Consider the following 20,979-nt stretch of genomic DNA (forward strand, 5'->3'; position numbering starts at 1 on the left):
GGGCCTACTCCTTATCTTCACGCATTAACGCAATTACCCACGGGCGATGTGCCTCACGTCGAATAATTTCATTTTGAAGACGTAGCAACGTAACGTAACCAATGTACATTGCCATACCAAATAAACTGATTAGCAAAGGCCATAGCATCTCTGTTGCAATCGAAGGCTTTGCAAATTTACTGATTGTGGCACCTTGATGCAGGGTGTTCCACCACTCCACAGAAAAATGAATAATAGGTAAATTGACCACGCCAACGATAGCCATTACACCAGCAGCTTTACCCGCTTGTTGTTTATCATCGAAAGACTTATACAGCGCAATCACGCCTAAGTACAAGAACAATAAAATGAGTTCAGACGTTAAGCGGGCATCCCATACCCACCACGTCCCCCACATAGGCTTACCCCATGCAGCGCCAGTAAACAGCGCCACGAACGTGACCACCGCGCCGACGGGCGCAATAGCAATCATGGTCATAAATGCAGGGCGAATTTGCCAAACCAGACCAATAAACGCCGCGATAGCCATAGCGCTGTATGCGCCCATAGACATTAATGCACTGGGTACATGAATATAGATGATTCGAAATGAATCTCCTTGCTGGTAATCAGCAGGGGCAAACAAAAGCCCCCAAGCAAAACCTGCCACAAGTGCAATGAGAGCTGAAATTCCAAACCAAGGTAATAGTGTTTGACTTAACTTATACGCTTCTTCTGTTTTTGCGTAAGGATGTAACCACTTCCACATTTAATTTTGACTCACTCGTAAAGCAAAAGCTGTTGCCGCCGGCGACAGTGCCAACGCCAATAAAAACAACGCCGCTATAATACCCAGTTGACCATTGTAAGGTAAAGATAAAGCGGCAGCATCCACGGCTGATGTTGCGAATATTAATAATGGAATAAATATAGGCAACAAAAGCAATGATAACAGTACGCCGCCCCGCTGAAGCCCCACGGTTAAAGCAACGGCAATTGCGCCGATTAAGCTTAAAATGGGGGTGCCTAACAAAAGCGTCGCTATTAGAGAAACGTACATGGCTTCTGTAAGGTTCAAAAACAAGGCGAGAATAGGAGATAGAATAAGTAAAGGTAACGTTGTACTTAGCCAATGGGCAGCAACTTTTACCAACACAACCCACGATAACGATGCACCGCTTAACATCAACTGTTCGAGTGAGCCATCTTGAAAATCTTCTCTGAATAGCCGGTCCATTCCCAACAAAGACGATAACAACGCAGCCACCCATATTACTCCAGGCCCCACCTTTTGCAGGGTTTCTGGACCAGGACCGATACCCAATGGAAATAGCGTAATGACCAAAAGGAAAAACATGATCGGCTGCAACAACTCTGCGCGCTGCTTATAAGCCAGAGCCAAATCACGTTGAAACAATGAAATCAAAGGGTGTGTCATATGCGGTACTCCAGCGCTAATTCCCGTACCGGAATTGATAACGCTAAATCTTGGTGTGACGTCATTATCACTCCGCCACCTTTTGCAGTATGCTCGACTAAACGCGCTTTTAAAAGTGCTATGCCTTGCACATCAAGCGCCGTAAAAGGTTCATCAAGCACCCACATATCTGCATGATTTTTTAGCCACAGGCGTGCAAGTGCAACGCGGCGCTGCTGGCCGGCAGATAAACTTGAAACAGGCAAGGTTTCTAAGCCCACCAATCCCAGTTCGTCTAGCACGCTAACGATATGATCGTCTCTGACAGATATCTGATGTTGTTTGCACCAATGACGCAAATTCTCCAGCGGACTGAAATGCGTATTCAAGCCAAGCTTGTGACCAAAGTAAACCAAATGATGGTGAAATACATCGTAATGGCTACGAATACAGTTGTCTCGGTAGGTAACCGAACCAGTATCAGGTGTAGAGAGCCCCACTAAAATTCGGATAAGCGACGTCTTTCCCGCCCCGTTAGGACCTCGAATGTATAGAACATCAGACGGTTCAACAGCCAGCGAAATATCATCAAATAGTAGACGATCCCGTTTACTGCAACTTAAGTGATGGCCAGATAGTAAAGACAAACGACCTATTAACCCCGTAAATTAGGATGAAAAAACGGCGCGGATCTTAGCACATGAGTCAAACCCAGTCTTATAAAAAAGCGTGAAATATCATGCAAAAATATGTAAAAAAATATATTGCATTGATGTAGTTCAAACAGACGTAAAGGTTTATGCTAAGAAAATGCCATTAACATTATTTTATTTGTGGGTATAGCATGTCCACACCGACCCCCTCTATAACTCAGCAGTTGTCCCAGTCATTGAGCCAGCTCACTAAGGCTGCATCCACTACGCAGGCTGCAAAATCGGGTGTAGACGTGACTGTGCAACAAGGCGTAGGGAATCAGATTATTTTAACAGATACTCGTCGCCAGAACGTGACAATCCCAACCCCTCGGAGTCCCAGCGCGATAGGGTTAGCGGCAAATGGTCAATATCGAATTAACGTGACGCAACATCAAGGGCAACACGCACTTCTTTTTAAGCCACTAGATTCCGCCTCACCCTCCTCGTTTTCAACTTTACAACAGACGACCACAGCACTTGCTGGCAACGCGGTGAACACGCAAGACGTGTCCCGACTACTGCAAGGCATCACGACCGACAAAATGCTCAATATTGTGCGAAATCTGGCAGCACATCCGTTGCCTTCATCGCCAAATTCATCGTTTCAGATTATTAACGCTCGTGTGCTAGCAGCGGCAGGGCAACAGGTTACACTGCAACTCTCATCTAGCGGCGTCAATCATCCTGTAACAGTAACACTGCCAGAAGGACAAACGCCGCCCAAGGTTGGGCAACAAGTAAACGTAGCACTAACACTCAAAAATCAATCTGTAATTGCAAACATACTTGCGCCTTCACAGACCACAAAGGGTGAGAACAAACGAGAATTTAGTACGCTAGCAAACGGCCAACTACAAGGGAATCTGGCCAACATACTCCCAAAGTTGGGACAAGCCATTAGCTTAACCGTCGACAAGCAGCAATTAATTCGCGTTCTATTTGAGGTATCGCCGAGCCAAACAAAAGGGCAAATTTCAAATAGCTTGGCGACAATTCAAGGTGCTAGCGTTCCTATTTCGCTTAGCCAAACTGCTAAAGGCTTTTCGTTAGACATCTCTGGCATGGGTCAATCTGGAAAAGGCGAACACCCTTTCGCCAATGCAGCTAAACCTGCATCGTTGTCGCTGCCCATTGACAGCAAAACGTTGCAAACACTTCTCGATACCTTCCCCAAATTTAAAGGCAATATAAAAGAAGTAAGCGCAAACATACAAAACCCAATTCATTCACCAACGCCAGCAAGTTTAACGGCTCAAATACAGTCAGCAGTGCAGCAAATGGTGCGTCAGGCTATGCCACTCGCCGACAGTCCTTCAATTGGGTTAATGCAAATTACTCAAGCGTTGAGCGACACACAAAATAAAAGCCCCGAAACCAAAGCGCTATTGCAACAACTGCAACAGGCATTGAAGGTCGATAAGGTCGCAGGTGATTTACCTGACACACAGCAGCTAAAAACATTGTTAACTGCACCTTCGGCTCCCATTACGCCAGTAACCTTGACACAACCTATTAACCAACAGGGGATGATGGCTGGCTTAACAGCAATATTACAGGCGACATTATCATCAAGGCTTGCTAAAACACAGCGCGGCGCAGCGGATACTCTTATGACCAACGTGCTGACATTTCTGACTACAACGACGGGCAAGCGCCCCAATACGGTATCACCGCGAACACAGCAAGATTTGTCGCTTATCGACAGTAAACACAGTTTATTAAAAGGATTAGGTAAGATTTTCGCGACGCATCAACAAAGCAAAGCCCGTTCAGCTGAGCAAGCGATGCAAGGGCAAGATGTACTGTATTATGTACTGCCTCAACAGCAAGGTCAGCCACCAAAAGATATAGAGCTACTGATTCGTCGAGAGCAAGATGCTGAAAACGGAGAAAACAAGCAAACAGATAAACAGCAACGCTGGTTATTAACCATGAAGTTGTCGGCTGGCGCTTTAGGGGATGTACTGGCGAAAGCGGCGTTAACCAGTGAGTCAATAAATATCGACTTTTACACCTCTTCAGACTCCCTTACTGACTTGATACATCGCTATTTGCCCCTGCTTACAAAACGGCTGGAAGACGCAGGTATTCTTGTCGCGAAAAGTAGCTGCCAACGGGGTCACATCCCCGATACACTAAATAGCCGCCCTTACTCTATTGTAGAAACCCATGCCTGACAAACGTAACCGAAAACGCGCTGTAGGATTAAAATACACGCAAGGGGATAAGAAAGACGCGCCCAAAGTTGTCGCCAAAGGATTCGGTGATCTTGCAGATGAGATCATTGCTGCTGCGAAAGCCCACGGCATATTAATTCACGAGGACCCTCACCTCATTGATGTGCTGGCACGACTCGACTTAGGGCAAGAGATTCCTGAAAAGCTCTATACCGTTATTGCAGAACTTATAGCATTTTCGTATGTTCTTCAGGGTAAATTCCCTGATAGCTGGGCCAAAACCCACAATAAAGTGTCTAAAAAGGTGTAGCACCATTCACACTCCTACAATTTTAAGTTGCGATGCAATTTTGAACTGGTATATTTATTTACCTGAGAAAGATTGATGTATAAAGAGAACAACATGAGACCCAACTTCGATGACCTCAAATATTTTTTAGAGGTAGCGAATACAAGGAATTTGTCACGGGCAGCAGAGCGACAAGGAATTACCCAGCCCAGTATCAGCGCAGCCATGAAGCGTCTGGAAAGCAGCCTAAACACAACGATACTGCTACGTAACAGCAATGGTGTGCAATTAACAAAAGCAGGCGAAACGTTGCGACTGCAATGTCAGAAATTTTTGTCTGACTGGGAGAACATCAAATTACAGGTAAATCGCGCAGATACAGAACTAATGGGTAGCTTTACGTTAGGATGTCACCCATCTGTTGCGCTATACACATTGCCTAAATTGCTTCCGCATTTACGTGAGACCTTACCTCACATATCATTTAATTTTAAACATGATCTATCACGCAAGATTACTGAACAAATCGTAAGTTTTGAACTGGACTTTGGACTAGTTATTAATCCTACGCGTCATCCAGATCTGGTCATACGTCCTATTCTAAAAGATCGTGTTTGCTTATGGCGCAGCAAGCATACTAAAACAGACAAAGCCGAACGTGGTGAGTCACAGAATAGGCAAACGTTGATCTACGATCCTAATTTAAAGCAAAGCCAAGAAATCATTAGACAGCTAAAATCGCATTCATTTCATTTTATGCATTCAAACAATTTAGAAGTGATCGCGGCATTAATTGAATCAGGCGAGGGAATCGGCATTTTACCATCGCGCGTTGCACAATGTTACTCAGACACGTTGGTTGAAGTAACAGACTGTCATTATCAGCCTATTCGTGATGAATTATGTTTGGTGTATCGAGCTGATTTTCAAAACCTAACCATTTCAAGCCATTTAGGCAATGAAATCAAACACGTGTTAACTGAGACAGAGACTGAAGCTGAACTGTCGCAACATGTGGCGTGAGTTACCACTTAATAAACAATAGCGCTTAGCGAGCATGATGTTGTCATGCTCGCGTGAAGCTTACCTCTTACTCAAATTCATCACAATCAATTGCTGTCACAATAGCATGTGCGTCTTGAAAACGAGATAGAGAAGACAACACATCACCGAAGGTCTTTCCATTTTTTGCATTAATAAGCACGTTAGTGCCATAGTAAAGCTCATCAAAGTTAAATTTATACATAATTCCTTCGTGCGTGATTTTCTCAGGTGTCATCGGGTAATCTTTTCCTCTCACACTCACGTTTAACTCACTCGCAATGGTTGCATAGTTTGACGAGAAACTGTTGTTTCTATCAAGTGCAATTGCGACTCCGCAGTTACCCTCTCGAAGTTGAGGGTAAACGACGAATAGGTGCGCTTCAGACTTTGCGTCTTTTAGCGTTATAAAATCGGCGTCAGTTTTGAACCAGCTGGCTAAATCAGCTGATGCTGTAAAAGATAAACAAGACGCAAACAGTGTCAAAAGTGATAACTTAGCGATGGTGTTCGCTGGTTGTTTTCTTGGTGTCATGTGAATACTCCTCGTGGTTTAGGTTAAATATACGGTCAATTATTTAACCTAAACCAGTGTCGCAGACTTGAAAAAGTGAATGTGACTCTCGCTGTAATAGCCTAAACGCATTCACCACAGGACACTTGGGTGCGTTAACCGGCTATCGGTGAGGTTCGTCTTTTGACGTTGCCGGCATCAGCGATTAATATTTGAGCTGACATGAGAGGAGTTAACGGGCTATGACACAATTATCAGGCTCATGCTTATGCACAGCGATCAGCTACATCGCAAACGGTACGTTTGACGATTTTTATCTTTGCCATTGCAAGCACTGCCAAAAAGACACGGGATCGGCACACGCCGCCAATCTGTTTTCGTCTAATGCTACACTCCAATGGCAATCAGGCGAAGACATGATCAGAAGATTTCACCTTCCTGAAACCCAACACATTAAAAGTTTCTGTTCAAAATGCGGCTCTGCTATGCCCAGTTGGCAAATGGATAACCAGCTGCTCGTCATTCCAGCTGGAAGCCTAGACCATGTGATTTCAACACGCCCAACTGCACATATTTTTACGTCCAGTCAAACGTGGTGGGCAGAGAGCCTAGATGCGATTCCTCGGTATGACTCCCTTCCAACAACATGATCGAATTCCATCTGCAATGTGATAAGTGCAACGCAGACACTCGGTTTATCGACCTTCTTTGCCAATAGTTTGAAGCAAACTCACCTCAATGTTCTGATGCCACTACCCTTGCTTTCTTCGCAGCTGCGACCATGTGGCGCAAATTCACTTTAACTTCATCCCACCCCCGTGTTTTTAAACCGCAATCTGGATTCACCCATAATTGATCTGCTGGAATGCGCGAACAAGCGTGATTAAGCCTGTCGAGCATATCGTGCGTCTCTACCTTATTAGGAGAATGGATATCGTATACCCCAGGGCCTATGTCATTGGGGTAAGCATAAGTATCAAACACGTCAAGTAACGTCATATTTGAGCGTGCCGTTTCGATCGTAATGACATCGGCATCCATACGAGCAACATCTTCCATAATTTCACCGAAAGAGGAATAGCACATATGAGTATGAATTTGAGTTTCATCTTTTACCCCGCTGCTGGCAAGTAAGAAGCAGTCTACAGCCCACTGCATATAGTAACGCTGCTCATGCTTTTTTAACGGTAGTCTCTCTCGTAGCGCCGCCTCATCAATTTGAATAATTCTGATATTAGCCGCTTCTAAATCGTTAACTTCCTCTCGAATCGCCAAAGCGATTTGTTCACAAACCTTATTTCTCGGTAAGTCATCTCGCACGAAAGACCAATTCAAAATGGTAACCGGCCCAGTTAGCATGCCTTTAACAGGTTTGGCGGTGAGGGATTGTGCGTACTGGCTCCAAGCAACAGTGATAGGTTTTGGGCGGTGAACATCGGCATAGATAATCGGCGGCTTAACACACCGAGAACCATAAGACTGCACCCACGCAAACTGGCTCACGGCGATACCTTCTAAATGTTCCCCAAAATACTCCACCATGTCGTTGCGCTCAGGTTCACCATGTACCAACACATCAAGGCCAAGTTGCTCTTGCACATCAATGACATGTGCGATTTCATCTTGCATCCTTAAAATATATTCATGCTCACTTATTTCATTGCGTTTAAACTTTGCTCTTGTAAGGCGGATATCCGAGGTTTGTGGGTACGAGCCAATGGTGGTCGTAGGAAACAGGGGCAAGGATAACGCCGATGCCTGCGTCAATTTTCGTTGACTAAACGTAGACTGCCTCTTGAATAAACTGGAATGAAGCGATGAATCTCGCAATTGAGTTGCGTGGTTCGATTGCGCTTTTTCATAACCTTGAGAAGCACTGTTTTGGCCTAACTCGGTCGAAATACTGTCGCGCCCTTCATTTAATGCGTTTTTCAAGTAAACCAATTCTTGCAACTTTTGCTTAGCAAAAGACAGTCTGTCTTTTAATCCACTTGGAATATGGGTTTCAAGTTCAACGTCAATCGGTACATGCAACAACGAACACGACGGTGCCAGCCACAACCTATCTCCTAATTGCTGATGCAGCGGTATCAATTGTTCTAAACACTGATTCAGCCTTGCTTTCCAGATATTTCGACCATCAATTACACCAACAGACAGCACTTGGCTCGCCTTTAATGTACTTGCTATGGCGTTTACCTCATGCCAGCTATCTATAACAGGCACATGAATCCCCGCAACAGGAAGGGCTGATACGATAGAAAGGTTTGCACCATAGTCCGAAAAATAACTGGTTAGCAGTAGCTTGATGTTCGATGTCGAGAGATAATCGTAAGCATACTGCAACGCAGTTTGCCATTCGCGATTTAAATCTAACGCTAATACGGGCTCATCGACTTGAACCCACTCGACGCCATGCCTGTAAAAGTTAGCCAGCAGCTGAGCGTAAATAGGCAAAAGCTTAGGAAGTAAAGTCAACTTCGTGGTGTCGTCAGCCCCTTTTGCTAAATACAAATAGGTGACCGGCCCGAGGATCACCGGCTTTACTTCTGCTCCCACGCTTCTTGCCTCATTGATGTCTCGGTTTATGCGCGACGGGTTTAGCGCAAACGACGTATCAGCATCCACCTGAGGCACAATGTAATGATAGTTTGTGTCAAACCACTTCGTCATTTCACCCGCTTGTGTCTGGCATCCACATTCAGCATGCGCAGTTTGTCCTCTGGCCGCAAGAAAATACGCATCCAACGCCGTTAAGGCATATTCACTTGCCACTTTTTCCACTGACGTTGGGATATTTCCTAACATAAATGAGGTGTCCAACACATGGTCATAGAGAGAAAAGTCGCCAACAGGCACCCAATCCAGGGCAGACTGAATCTCTAGATTACCTTGGCGAATCTCTCGTGCCGTTGCGTGTAGATGTCGCTGAGACGTTTCACTGTCACCATGTTGCCAATAGTGTTCAAGCGCAAATTTTAGCTCGCGGTTAGCCCCGATACGCGGGAACCCTAAATTATGTATTTTAGCCATCTATCCGTCCATTTTGAGTGAATAGACGTAGGTTGCCTGATGCCTTTTATTAAATATATTGGTATATTTTCATAAAACCATGAATTTTAATCATATATGATTGAACGACACCATCTACGTATAATCAGCGCGGTACAGGAATTCGGCACGTTAACCGAAGCTGCGATGGCGCTTCATCTCACACAATCAGCACTTAGCCACGCCATTAGAAAATTGGAAAACCAGTTAGGCACGCCAATATGGCAAAAAGACGGCAGAAACTTAAGGCTCACCGCTTCAGGAGAGCTATTACTCAATCTCGGCCAAAGGGTGCTGCCTCAATTTGAACATGCAGAAGCGGTCGCGTCATTGATAGCAAATGGGCAACAAGGGTTACTGAGAATAGGCATGGAATGCCACCCGTGTTACAAATGGCTTCTTAAAGTCGTCGCGCCCTTTATCGAGCAGCACCCTCATGTTGAAGTAGACGTTAAACAGGCTTTTCAGTTTGGTGGAATGAAAGCATTGTTGGGGTACGAAATTGACGTACTTGTCACTCCCGATCCGTTGTACATGCCGTCTGTTGATTATTTACCCATTATGGATTATGAGCATGTGCTTGTCGTATCTCCCCAGCATTCTCTGGCCAAAGCTGCTTTTGTTACCCCAGAGCAATTAGCTCAAGAAACATTACTAACCTACCCAGTTGAACCATCACGACTTGATATTTTTTCACGATTTCTCACCCCCGCAGGAGTCAACGTTGGTAAGCATAAAATCATAGAGGCTACCGAGATTATGCTTGCACTTATTCATGCAAATCGAGGAATTAGCGCACTGCCGCGCTGGCTGGTAGAAGAGTATCAGTCAGATTATTCACTCAGCGCGATTCAACTTGGGCAAACAGCGATGAGAAAAACCATGTATTTAGGCACGCGAACAAATGAAGCCTCGCCTAATTACATTGAAGCATTCAAACACGTTGCGGTGAAAGTTGCAAAGCATGCATTTTCACAAACTGTTTCATAATAAAAACGCCAGCGTATTAGATACGCCTACATCAATACAAACTATTACAGAAATAGATAAATGCAATATCCAATCCCTCACGCCTAATTACCGCCTTACACAGTAAAAATATAATTTACCAAACTTCCAATTTTACCTGACACTTATCGTTCTGTTCTATAGACTATGCCCTTAGCAAAAGTATGTGATAACCGCCTACCTAAAGAAGGAAATATATAACGGCATACCTTCATTAGGTAACCCTCGTTCATGTTATTAAGGAAGTACACCAATGAACCTAACAACACCAATATCAGTGCTCTTTATTTGCTTCATACTCAACGCTAGTCAGGCCTTAGCCACCATTTCGGCAAAGTCTTACCTCTACGCAGATCAGGAAACCTGCCCAGCAGGCTATACTCTGGCCCCCGTGCCTAAAACTCAAGCGCAACGTGAAGCAATTTGTGATGTTCATATGAATGACTGGGATATCGCACGCCTGTCAGACAATCACTCAATCAGTGGCTCAGGATATCAGTGTGAAGTGGTAGAAAATGACTCACGCACATTAGGTCATGCGATTTGTGAACCAGCTCACGAAATCGCACTTGAGGGAGACATGTGTCCAAGTGGTTACGAGCACATAACTAAAGCAGAGGTCTCAGCTAACCCCAGTAAATATTGTGCAATGCTACCTGCCACAGGTCACGCGCTGTTAGCTGATGCGTTTTCACTGAGTGGTACGGCTGGTCATTGCGACATTAATCCTATTGATGACGGTGTTAACCAAGTTGTCGATGGCGAAACATATACCGCGCCCATGTCGTTATGTGCGCCAAGTAATAGAGTCAAGAAAGTAGCGGATTGCCCGGTAGGCACCGAGCTTTTAATTGGCAGTAACACAACAAATTTCTGTATCAATGAAGGCTCGAATACGGCGTTCGACCATTATGGTGTTGATATGTGCGCTGCTTCAGGCAAAGGTGATTTCTTAGCTATAAAACGCGTTTATACCGACCCGCTTCAAGCAGCACCTACCCCAACACTTATCTGTGAAGAGCGTACCCTACCGGTTTATTCTGCATTAGGCACGATTGAAGCTTGCCCGTTAGGTTCTGAGCGAGTAAAAGGCCAAAGCGCCCCCGACCATTGTGCTTATATATGGGGTGAACTTGGAAAAGACGTGATGGGCAATGACGTGTGTGACGGGTTTGGCGAATTTAAAGAATATATTCAGCGTATTCCACGTCGTCCTGGCCCACTGTCATTTAAAAGGGCTAAAGCGCCCGCTTCGGTGTCACCTGAAATCGAAGGCGCATACGTGTATTCTCGGGGTGAACGCGTTGCTCTGTGCACCAACGAACTGCAACCTAAGCGCAATGATTTAGGTGAAATCACTGAATGCCCACCTTACGCTGAGCTTATAGTAAGCCCAAGTGTAGGCAATCACTGCGCACTAAAAGGCGGGGATCCAGGGTTTGATATCGCTAACGATAAAGATGTGTGTGAAAAAGCCGGAGAAGGAAGGTTTGAACGTTACCTTACCCACGCATCAGGCGCAAAACTCCTCGTTTGTTCAGACGAAAAACAAGCTATTCCAGAGGCAACCAAGCTCGTTCAAACAAAATTATGCGGTACTAACGAAGAGTTTATTAAGTCTGCTTTATTCCAGCCCAGTGTGTACGACCACTGTGCACCGTTAAATGGTACACCAGGGTTTGACGTCAACGGCAAGGATGTATGTAAAGAGTCGGGACTATTAGGGTTCCAACACTATAGCTTTCCAGCCGGCGTTAAAACATTAATTTGTGAATGTCCGAGCGGCTCAAAAGGGTGTGATGATAGTGGAGAAGGTCCGCGAGCGGTTACATCGGGAGGCAATCAGCCCGCCAATTTAAAACTTAGAGCTGATTAAACAAGCACACAGGTAGTTCTTTTTTGCGCGCAGTGTTGCAAGTAATTTTACTTACAGTTTTAGCGGTCGCCAGCCTATTAATAAAGGTGACTGCTATGCCTGCACACCCGCACTTTAGCCGTGTCAGTGTGGCAAATGGGTTGTCTCAAAATACCATTAATGCGGTTATGCAAGACAAACAGGGATACCTTTGGATTGGCACAAATGACGGCCTTAACCGATTTAACGGCTACGACATTGAGCAGTTTCATCACCAACCCAAACAGCCTGACTCGTTGGCTAGTAATACGATTCACGCCTTATATGTAGATCATGACAACATGGTGTGGATTGGCACACAGACTGGGCTATCTTATTACGACTTTCATACGCAGCAGATACACACCTTGCTTGAAACCCGCCAATATAACGTTGTGTCATTGGCGCAATGGACACAGCAAACCGTATTGGTCACAACAAGAATGCAAGGTCTTTACCTCCTTAATTTGCGCGATAAAACGTTAGTCCCATTTTTATCGACGCAAGGCAACTCTCCCACACAGCCATTAAGCGATATTAGACGGGTAAGGAAAGACGCTATCGGTAATATTTGGCTTGCTACGTCCAAGGGGCTATTTAAGCTGAACGAACACACCCGCTCACTCAACCGCGTCTTCTATACGGTGCATGATTCTCTGTCTAATATTATTAACGACATCGCATACGTTGGCGACGATAAGTTGCTAATCGGAACAGCAAATGGGTTATATTTGCTTTCGCGCTCGGGGAAAATCATAAAAACCTATTTTCATCGCAATGGTGACCCATACAGCCTGCCATCTAATACGGTTAATGCGCTCCAGCTTGATAGCACTGGGAGATTGTGGATCGGAACAAGCCGAGGGCTCAGCCAGCTCGATTTGCAAACAGAGACCTTCACTACGTTTACCCACAGCAATTCCGCACCGAATTCATTAAGCAGTGATGACGTTACCACCGTGTTTGAAGACGATAACGACAACTTATGGATTGGCACATCGAATGAAGGAGTCAACACACTATCGCTTAATAGCTTGGCGTTTGGGCTTCGGTACGCCACCCCTGCAATGTCTCATTGCTTAAGCAATAATCAACTTTATAACGTGCTTGTTGCATCAACAGACACGCTGTGGATTGCCGCATATGGTGCTGGCTTACACGCGATATCAATGAATAGCCATAACTGCAAACAATTTACCCACGATCCTGACGATAGTAGCAGTATCAGCAGCCACTTAATTGCCCCAACGTCGTTATACGAGGACAGCCAAGGCTACATATGGTTTGGCACTGTTCGTGATGCATTGAATCGGCTGGATCCAACCACAGGCAAAACACAGCGATTCTACCCTGATCCCAACGGCATACAGCAAACAGGGGCGATTAGTACCAGTGCAACACGTGCCATGGTTGAAACACAAGACGGGAAGTTTTGGCTCGCGACAGATGGCGCAGGGCTCAGCTTTTACGATCCTGACACCGCATTATTTACAAACTACCTTCACACCCCAAATGATACCAACAGTGTTAGCAGTCAGTACGTTCTCGACTTAGCACTTGATAGCGAATATCTATGGATAGCCACCGAAACAGCAGGACTAGATCGCCTACATTTAGCCTCGTTGCAGTTCGAAAACTTTGGAACACGCTCTCGGGGTAACAAAGGCACACCAAACAAAATATTTTCAATTAAAGACGACAACAACGGCGTGTTATGGATGGGCACAAAGGGCGAAGGGCTCGTTAAATTTAACAAGGCCACCTACGCAGTCACCACGTTTACCACCGCCGATGGCTTACCCAACAATACTGTGTACGCGGTAGAAATTGATAAACGCGGCGACCTGTGGCTTGCCACCAATAGGGGACTTGCTCGCTTTAATCCTAATACGCTTGAAGTCGAGCGATATGCTGAAGAAGATGGCCTTCAAGCCAACGAATTTAACGTAGGAAGTGACTACTCATCTCATTCTGACACCCTATATTTTGTCGGCTCACATGGGTTCAATGCATTTTCGCCAAAAGATATTCAGCCCAATACCGTCAAGCCAGACATTGTGGTGGAGGAGTTCTTGCTGTTTAACCAGCCTGCGCCGTCCTTATATCACAGACAATCAAACGCAATTACGCTCCAACACGCACAAAATGTGATTGGTTTCGAATTTGCCGCGATGGATTTTAATGCCCCCGACAAACTCCAGTATCACTACATGATGCACGGATTTGACGATGATTGGCGCACTACCACGGCAAAACATCGCTTTGCCACCTACACCAACTTAGATGCAGGTGAATACCAGTTCAAAGTAAAAGCAAGCAATCGCCATGGTGTATGGAGCGACGAACAGACGATACATATTACGGTACATCCACCACTGTGGCTTACATGGTGGGCCATCACCCTCTACGCCGTTGTAATTATTACCCTTGGCTACGGGTGGTATGCACTTCGAATACGCAGCCTACGTGCACGCAATGTCCAGTTGGAGCAAAGCGTTGCCCAGCGCACACAAGAAGTGGTAGAACAAAAATTTCAAGTAGAGCAGCTGTTAAAAGACAAAACCAAAGAATTTGACAATATTTCTCACGAATTCAGAACGCCCTTGGCAGTCATACTTGGAAGAGCCAGAGATCGGTTAAATAAAAGCCAAACAGACAGAGATAAAGTCGCCTTTGAGGCGATAGAAAGCGTAGCCAAACGCCTTGCCATTATGGTTGACGATGTGATTGAAATGGGGCGCGCCGTCGGTGGGGTTCAAGCTGCCGAAAAATCAACTATCTGCTTTTCGCACCTGTGCAAAGACATTTGCGAAAATTTAAATGAATATGCCAAGCTGAAAAAACAAACCCTGAGCACGCAGATCACATCGGGGATGTACCTGCATTGCCTGCCAAAAGCAATTGAAAAAATGCTCACCAACCTGATCAACAATGCCATTAAATACACCCCTGAAAACGGGCAAATAGCAGTATCGCTGAGTCAGATTTCGCCTAGACAGTGTCAGCTTACAGTCACAGACAACGGCCCTGGTATTCATCCATCCCATCATGCAAAAATTTTTGAACGTTTTTATCGGGTAGACGACATGGCCGAGCAGCCGGGCTCAGGGATTGGATTGTCGTTAGTGAGCGACGTTGTCAAAGCCCACAACGGGACTGTAGACGTAAAAAGCGAACAAGGTAAAGGAACGTGTTTTACGGTTACATTTCCAATTGCCTGTGGATTTACCCCGATACACCAACCCGATACTGTGTCGCCACAGGCTTCAGATACAGCACACCCTAGCTTACTGGGCGAAGATGCGCAGGCAGATCAGTTGTCGTCTCAGCGACCTACTCGTTTACCGTCTATGGATAATCCAGCATCGTCAACAGCCCGTGATTTACCCGCAAATTCCTCCTCAGACAAGCCAACACTGCTTCTTGTGGAAGATAACGCCGAACTACAAGCTTTGCTGTTCGAGCAACTTTCGCCGTATTACCAAGTAAGCACCGCTGACAATGGGTTAATCGGTATGAAGCAAGCACAATTAGAGGTGCCAGCCATTATCGTGTCAGACATTAATATGCCGCATATGGATGGCTTTCAACTGCTCGATAGCATTAAAAACCATTCTGCCACCAGCCACATTCCCGTTATTTTGCTAACAGCTAAATCTGATGCAGCCTCGCGTATTCAAGGCTTTCACTATCAAGCAGATGGCTATATTGCTAAACCCTATCACCTTGAAGAGTTATTGGCGGTAATTGCAGCCTCATTAAATCACCAACAGCGTGTACGTTCGCATTACCAAGCGTTACCTAGCGCCGCGTCTTCTGAGCTATCCGAGCAACATGAAAGCGCAGACATATACTCGGTCAAAGCCATTGAAAATTGCCGTAATGCTCTAGAAAAGCGATATCAGGATCCGGAATTTGGCGTCCAAGATTTAGTGGAGGCTGCGCATCTAAGCGAACGCCAACTCGCCAGAAAATTTCAAGCTATTTTGGGCATATCCCCGTCGGAGTTTATTAACGAACACCGTTTAGCCAAAGGCAAAGCGTTGCTGCAACAAGGCCATCGCGTCAATCAAGTCGCCGATGACGTAGGATTTGGCTCTGCAAATTATTTTGCGCGCCAATACAAAAAGAAATATGGCATTACGCCATCTCAAGAAAAAAAGTCAGACACCCGTTAAGCACAGTATATTCATAGCAACGGCATCTCTCATGGTTAGTTAAGGCGACGAATAATAATCTGGCCCTCGGCGTAAAAACGTGGGCACATCCAGCTCTTTTTCGCTCAGTGATTCAAGTACCCGTGCTGTATCAGACATACTGTTGCTGGCGGGCGCAGACTCCGATGAATTCAGTGGGTTTGCGCGCTCGTCGCTATGTTCCAGCGTTGCGGTATCTGTTGGCGACAATGCTTGCGCCTGTACCGACGAAGACACCGAATCGGGTGTGCTTCGAACAATAGCAGGCGATACGTGCGTAAATTGTGCATCAAACCGATGCGCACCCCGTGTTTTGTCATCACCTAACCCAGTTGCCACTAAGGTCACGCGAATTTCATCTGACAAATTGGTATCAATTACCGTGCCGACCACAATCATGGCGGCATCAGAGGCAAACTGCTCAACGGCACTGCCAACATCAGAAAACTCCCCCAAACTAAAATCTAACCCCGCGGTAATGTTCACTAAAATACTCTTTGCACCATGAAAATCAGCGTCTTCCATCAGCGGGCTACGAATAGCGCGTTCGGTGGCCTCTTTCGCGCGATTTTCCCCTTGCGCACTGGCAGTGCCCATTATCGCGATACCGCGGTTGGCCATAACGGTGCGCACATCAGCAAAGTCTACGTTGATAATACCAGGGCATGTAATTAGATCGGCAATGCCTTTTACTGCGCCCAATAACACATCGTTCGCCGCTTTAAATGCATCTAATAACGAGGTTGATTTACCTAGTACCGCCAGCAGCTTGTCGTTGGGAATCACAATTAATGAGTCTACCTGCTTCTGCAAGGCTTGAATGCCCTGCTCTGCAATAGCCAACCGTTTGTGGCCTTCAAAGGGAAACGGACGTGTTACCACCGCAACGGTTAAAATTCCCATTTCGCGGGCTATTTCAGCCACCACTGGCGATGCGCCCGTTCCTGTACCGCCGCCCATGCCCGCCATAATAAACACCAAATCGGTGTCTACCAGCAAACTTCTTAGGGTTTCGCGATCTTCAATCGCGGCTTGGCGTCCAACCTCTGGGTTTGCCCCTGCACCTAGCCCTCGGGTGAGCTGGCCACCCAATTGAATCGTGTGATGTGCCAATACATCGGCCAATGCTTGGGCGTCGGTATTCAGGCCAATAAATTCAATACCATCAACATGATGATTTACCATATGGTTCACGGCGTTACCGCCACAACCGCCAATGCCAAAAACTTTTATGATGGCACCGTGTTTCGCGCGATCAGCCACCGCGTGACTGTGGGAGTCGGCGTCAAATTGCATAGTGGTTACCTTTTTCGTGTGTAATGGGTGTGTAATCCGATCTTGTCAGCGTTTTATTTTCTGTTGCAAAAACAGGCTACCAAGATGATTGCATAACGTGTTATTTCGTGGTGCGTGGTCGTGTGTATTGCCGCCGTCAAGCCAACCATTGCATATCTTTTTCAGGCTGGGGGTCGCGTATCGACACAAATTCTTTTTTCACCCAGCCCGTTTCTTGAACTTGCACTTTGTACCAGCCGGCTTCTTCTTCCAGCACAACCAGCTTTTGACCATGCTGTAAGGGGCCTCGGCGTTCTTTGCCATTTATGCTGTCACGTATATTAAGCTGTGAGGCAATCACTTCGCCGTCTTTTTCTTGCTCACAGGTGTCTTCGTGGTCAGCGGTGTGGCGGTCTATGTGTAGCACCTGACGTCGCAATGCATTGAGCGGAAACGCAGGGCCAGGATCGCACTTTCTGCCCGGTGAAATGTCATCGTGTCCCACAATTTGCTGTATCGGGTAATGGTTTTTCAGCAATAAAATCAGCCGTGTTAACGCGGTAATTTGTGCTTCGGTGTATGCACACCAATAGCCGGTTTCGCTGGCATGTTGATGCTTAGCCCGCACCACGCGGCTTTTGGGGTATGCCTTACCAAACCACGCACAGTATTGCTCGCCGACGCGCGTCAATTTGCCCGGATTAACCAATTCAATACCAATAGAAAAACGATTAAAATTGCTGCGACCTTGAAACTGGCTTTTTCCTGCATGCCAAGCAACATGGTTAAATGGCACTAATTGCACCAACTCACCCTGCTCACCAATTACAACGTGTGCTGAGGCACGCGCTTGGGGATCGCACAACCAATTGACCGTGCCGCTGAGCGACTCGTTGCCCGTATAATGAATCACCACCGCCGACGGGCTTGCTTGCATAACACCGCCTACATTAGGCGAGGCATGAAACGGAATATCTAGCAATTTATGGGCGCTGATCATCCCACTACCTCCGACGATTTTTTCCCTGTTACCAGCCGCGTCACTTTGTTGGTCGCGCCGATTTTTTCTGCCGAACGGCCAATGCACCATGTTGCCACAATGCCCGACCACCCCGCCCAAAACTCCATGGGTAGTGATGGTAGCGGCGTAGAACTAACATCCAGAAAACGCGATAAAATCGGAAAGACCATGTAGTTGGTAGCAATCATTAACAAACCAAAATACACCAACATTGGGCGAGCGCGCTTAGTAAATTTGTCATCTTGGTTTAGCTCAGCGCTGAGTATCGCTTGTTTCGCCCGTTGCTCAGACCGCAAGGTTTGTTCAATTTCCGACTCGCGCTTTTGAATAAGCGCAGCCATTTGAACCTTAAAAGCGTTTCGCTCTTCGTCGGTAGTAATAAATTGATCGGCCACTTTCGCCACGCTTGAAATCAAGCTAGACGTTCCGGTACTAAAAATATCAGTCAGTAATCCCATAATATGTTTGTCCTACATAAGTGTGCGTTGGGTTTGCACGGCTTAAACAAAACGGCGCATAACCACGAAAAAGTGAGTAAGTCATTGAGGGTGTAAATGGCGGTAGCAGTCGAGTATCCGTTAATGGATGGTGCTCAACCCCGCCGCCTAGGGTCATTACAGCGACAAGCCCCATTGCCAAAGAGCACCTGCAAAGGCACTTAATTCAGGCCAACGCGCAAAGGTTATGGCAGACAATGCCCCAGCAATGACGGCCCCCAACACGATGTTTCGGTATACCTGATATTTCGCCACGTACGGAAAGCTACCGCGATTGCCCTTCGCGTATTCTTCGTACGCGGTATAAAAGGCCGTTTGCAATTGTCGCTGTGCATCATCTTGAATTAGCTTGCCGTTTACGGGGTCAAAGCCGCCCATATATTCGCAGTACTGCTGCCACAGATATGCCTGATCGGCACCTTGGTATTGGGTTTTCTCCATCAACGCCACCAATTCACGAAATTGCGGCGGGGAAGTATGTCGGGCATGGTGCGACCAACGTCCCCACCAGCGATTCAAATAGCCCATGTGCAATTGGCGATTTTCAAGGCGGGTTTTATCGGGTTTATACCAATGTGCCATTAATGCTTTGGCTTCGTCGGGCGTTAATCGGTGGCGAATAAGGGCTTTTTCAAGTAACGTCCAGTAGGGCGCAATGCGTGTACCTACATCAAACGCCAATACCATCGCAGCCGCCGCTGGGTTATGGTATTCCAGCACGTCACTGTCGATGTAGATCACAATGCTTAACTGCTTTGCCCAGCCAGACATCAGCAGGGTACGCATGGCCTTGCGGTCTTGCTTCGCACCCAGCGCTAACCAAGGCGCTTGGCTATTTCCCGTGTCGGCACGCAACAACACTTGCACGTAAGGCGGCGATACGGTCTCTCCCTCTGAGTTATTATGCTCAGTACTTTGAGCCGCGCTGGTAGCCGTCGGCATACGTTGCGCTGGCGCATCGGGCGTGTGGCTATTGGGCGCAAGAGAATTTTCCGGTGCACCCGCTTCTAAATTTCGCCTATTTACCGCTTGCAAACGAATGGCTTGGTAAGGCAAGTCACAAATCCATCCTAGTGGGCGGCTATTGCGCATGGCCTGCATAAACTTTTGCAACACCAATTCGGTTTTTTTGGCGGTCACCTGTGCAAAGTAGGTTTGCAAATCATGAATTGGGGCATGCTCGGCACTCGAGCGTGCCGATGGGGTAAGCATTTCCATGCTATGAACGTCCTTGTTAGTATTATTGCGGCAAGCCTCGGCCTGCGCTGCTATTGGCTTAAGCCGATGGCTTTGTTTAGCGCCACTGAGCGTGTCAGCGCTGAAATTATCCATACTGGGCGTGTTTGCGTCACGCGCAGTCGTTAGTTCCCCGCGCGGGGAGCCGGGCGTACTAAGAGGTAAGTCTTTTGGCACTTTCCAGTCTTTTAACGCCGTGACAGAAGACAGCGCAGCAGGCTGCGCCGTTGTTGGGGTAGTTTTCGACATAATAAGATACCTTTAAAAAAGGGATTTACGTGTACGTAGGTCTCGGGGTTTTGCGGGCGTGTAATATCCCCACAGAGTCGCTACTACTCGTCGCACTGCCTTATTCGGGCCGCACATAATGAGCATGGAAACGTTTTTTTATGTTGTTTAAAATGCACCAACACTGGGCGCTAACACACCCAACGCTCCTTGCGTGCATCAGGCAATAAGTGTTGTATTATGCGTTGTTAATGGGTGTGTTAAACGCCGTATTGTGAGGGGTGCTACGTGCTGTGCAGATGGTGATTCTGCATGAAAGCGGTGTCATCTTCACGGGCTTGCGCCCTTATCGCCGCATTTAAATGCGCTAAGTGCCGACGAGATATCGACTTGCGTCGCAACCACCGCACACGGGTTAAGGTTGATAACGTTCGGTTTTTCATTGTTGACCTGTTCTAAAA

General features: G+C 46.5%; 16 protein-coding genes. 7 read left to right on the forward strand and 9 right to left on the reverse strand.

From position 1 onward, the window contains the following. Positions 1–4: 4 nt before the first annotated feature. From OE749_RS01170 to ccmA, 3 genes are read right to left on the reverse strand one after another with little or no spacing between them, the layout of a single operon-like run. A complete protein-coding gene (locus OE749_RS01170; RefSeq protein ID WP_263710504.1) occupies positions 5–748 on the reverse strand; it encodes a heme ABC transporter permease in 744 nt (247 codons plus the stop codon). Further along, complete coding sequence (gene ccmB, locus OE749_RS01175) at positions 749–1,417, reverse strand: heme exporter protein CcmB (protein ID WP_263710505.1); 669 nt, start codon at positions 1,415–1,417, stop codon at positions 749–751. It lies immediately after the preceding gene. After that, complete coding sequence (ccmA, locus tag OE749_RS01180) at positions 1,414–2,043, reverse strand: cytochrome c biogenesis heme-transporting ATPase CcmA (protein ID WP_263710506.1); 630 nt, start codon at positions 2,041–2,043, stop codon at positions 1,414–1,416. The genes ccmB and ccmA overlap by 4 nt, the downstream gene beginning before the upstream one ends. 197 nt (positions 2,044–2,240) lie before the next feature. On the opposite strand from ccmA, the gene OE749_RS01185 reads away from it, so the two are divergent. The 3 genes from OE749_RS01185 (at position 2,241) to OE749_RS01195 (ending at position 5,580) form a co-directional block, all read left to right on the forward strand. Further along, positions 2,241–4,268: a flagellar hook-length control protein FliK gene (locus tag OE749_RS01185; protein WP_263710507.1), complete on the forward strand. Its 2,028-nt coding sequence runs from the start codon at positions 2,241–2,243 to the stop codon at positions 4,266–4,268. Continuing rightward, positions 4,261–4,578, forward strand: a complete 318-nt coding sequence (locus OE749_RS01190; protein ID WP_263710509.1) for an EscU/YscU/HrcU family type III secretion system export apparatus switch protein — start codon at positions 4,261–4,263, stop codon at positions 4,576–4,578. The genes OE749_RS01185 and OE749_RS01190 overlap by 8 nt, the downstream gene beginning before the upstream one ends. A gap of 93 nt (positions 4,579–4,671) precedes the next feature. Then, positions 4,672–5,580 (forward strand): LysR family transcriptional regulator, encoded by a 909-nt coding sequence (locus OE749_RS01195; RefSeq protein WP_263710510.1) that lies wholly within the window; start codon positions 4,672–4,674, stop codon positions 5,578–5,580. A 67-nt stretch (positions 5,581–5,647) separates the two neighbouring features. Here the strand turns inward: OE749_RS01195 and OE749_RS01200 are convergent, their stop codons facing one another. Beyond that, positions 5,648–6,133 carry a hypothetical protein gene (locus tag OE749_RS01200; RefSeq protein ID WP_263710511.1) on the reverse strand — a complete coding sequence of 162 codons (486 nt, stop codon included), beginning with the start codon at positions 6,131–6,133 and terminating at the stop codon, positions 5,648–5,650. A gap of 221 nt (positions 6,134–6,354) precedes the next feature. Between OE749_RS01200 and OE749_RS01205 the strand changes: the two genes are divergently transcribed. Continuing rightward, positions 6,355–6,762 (forward strand): GFA family protein, encoded by a 408-nt coding sequence (locus tag OE749_RS01205; protein WP_263710512.1) that lies wholly within the window; start codon positions 6,355–6,357, stop codon positions 6,760–6,762. An 85-nt stretch (positions 6,763–6,847) separates the two neighbouring features. Here the strand turns inward: OE749_RS01205 and metE are convergent, their stop codons facing one another. Beyond that, entirely contained in the window at positions 6,848–9,145 is a 2,298-nt protein-coding gene (metE, locus tag OE749_RS01210) for a 5-methyltetrahydropteroyltriglutamate--homocysteine S-methyltransferase (RefSeq protein ID WP_263710513.1), read from the reverse strand. A 96-nt stretch (positions 9,146–9,241) separates the two neighbouring features. Here metE and OE749_RS01215 point away from each other — a divergent pair, with 96 nt between their 5' ends. From OE749_RS01215 to OE749_RS01225, 3 genes are all read left to right on the forward strand, one after another. After that, entirely contained in the window at positions 9,242–10,153 is a 912-nt protein-coding gene (locus OE749_RS01215; RefSeq protein WP_263710514.1) for a LysR family transcriptional regulator, read from the forward strand. A 271-nt stretch (positions 10,154–10,424) separates the two neighbouring features. Further along, a complete protein-coding gene (locus OE749_RS01220; RefSeq protein WP_263710515.1) occupies positions 10,425–12,047 on the forward strand; it encodes a hypothetical protein in 1,623 nt (540 codons plus the stop codon). A gap of 95 nt (positions 12,048–12,142) precedes the next feature. Further along, on the forward strand, positions 12,143–16,243 hold the full coding sequence (locus OE749_RS01225) for a hybrid sensor histidine kinase/response regulator transcription factor (RefSeq protein ID WP_263710516.1): 4,101 nt from the start codon (positions 12,143–12,145) through the stop codon (positions 16,241–16,243). A gap of 39 nt (positions 16,244–16,282) precedes the next feature. On the opposite strand, the gene ftsZ is transcribed toward OE749_RS01225, so the two are convergent. The 4 genes from ftsZ to OE749_RS01245 all read right to left on the reverse strand — a co-directional run bounded on the left by ftsZ (position 16,283) and on the right by OE749_RS01245 (position 20,539). Beyond that, positions 16,283–17,557 (reverse strand): cell division protein FtsZ, encoded by a 1,275-nt coding sequence (gene ftsZ, locus OE749_RS01230; protein ID WP_263710517.1) that lies wholly within the window; start codon positions 17,555–17,557, stop codon positions 16,283–16,285. A 136-nt stretch (positions 17,558–17,693) separates the two neighbouring features. Then, positions 17,694–18,536, reverse strand: coding sequence for an N-acetylmuramoyl-L-alanine amidase (locus OE749_RS01235; protein WP_263710518.1), 843 nt, complete (start codon positions 18,534–18,536; stop codon positions 17,694–17,696). Beyond that, on the reverse strand, positions 18,533–19,015 hold the full coding sequence (locus tag OE749_RS01240; RefSeq protein ID WP_263710519.1) for a holin family protein: 483 nt from the start codon (positions 19,013–19,015) through the stop codon (positions 18,533–18,535). The genes OE749_RS01235 and OE749_RS01240 overlap by 4 nt, the downstream gene beginning before the upstream one ends. Positions 19,016–19,171: 156 nt before the next feature. Further along, positions 19,172–20,539: a hypothetical protein gene (locus OE749_RS01245; RefSeq protein WP_263710520.1), complete on the reverse strand. Its 1,368-nt coding sequence runs from the start codon at positions 20,537–20,539 to the stop codon at positions 19,172–19,174. Between the last annotated feature and the right edge of the window lie 440 nt (positions 20,540–20,979).

Source organism: Fluctibacter corallii (genome assembly GCF_025751585.1).
Lineage (GTDB): Bacteria > Pseudomonadota > Gammaproteobacteria > Enterobacterales > Alteromonadaceae > Fluctibacter_A > Fluctibacter_A corallii.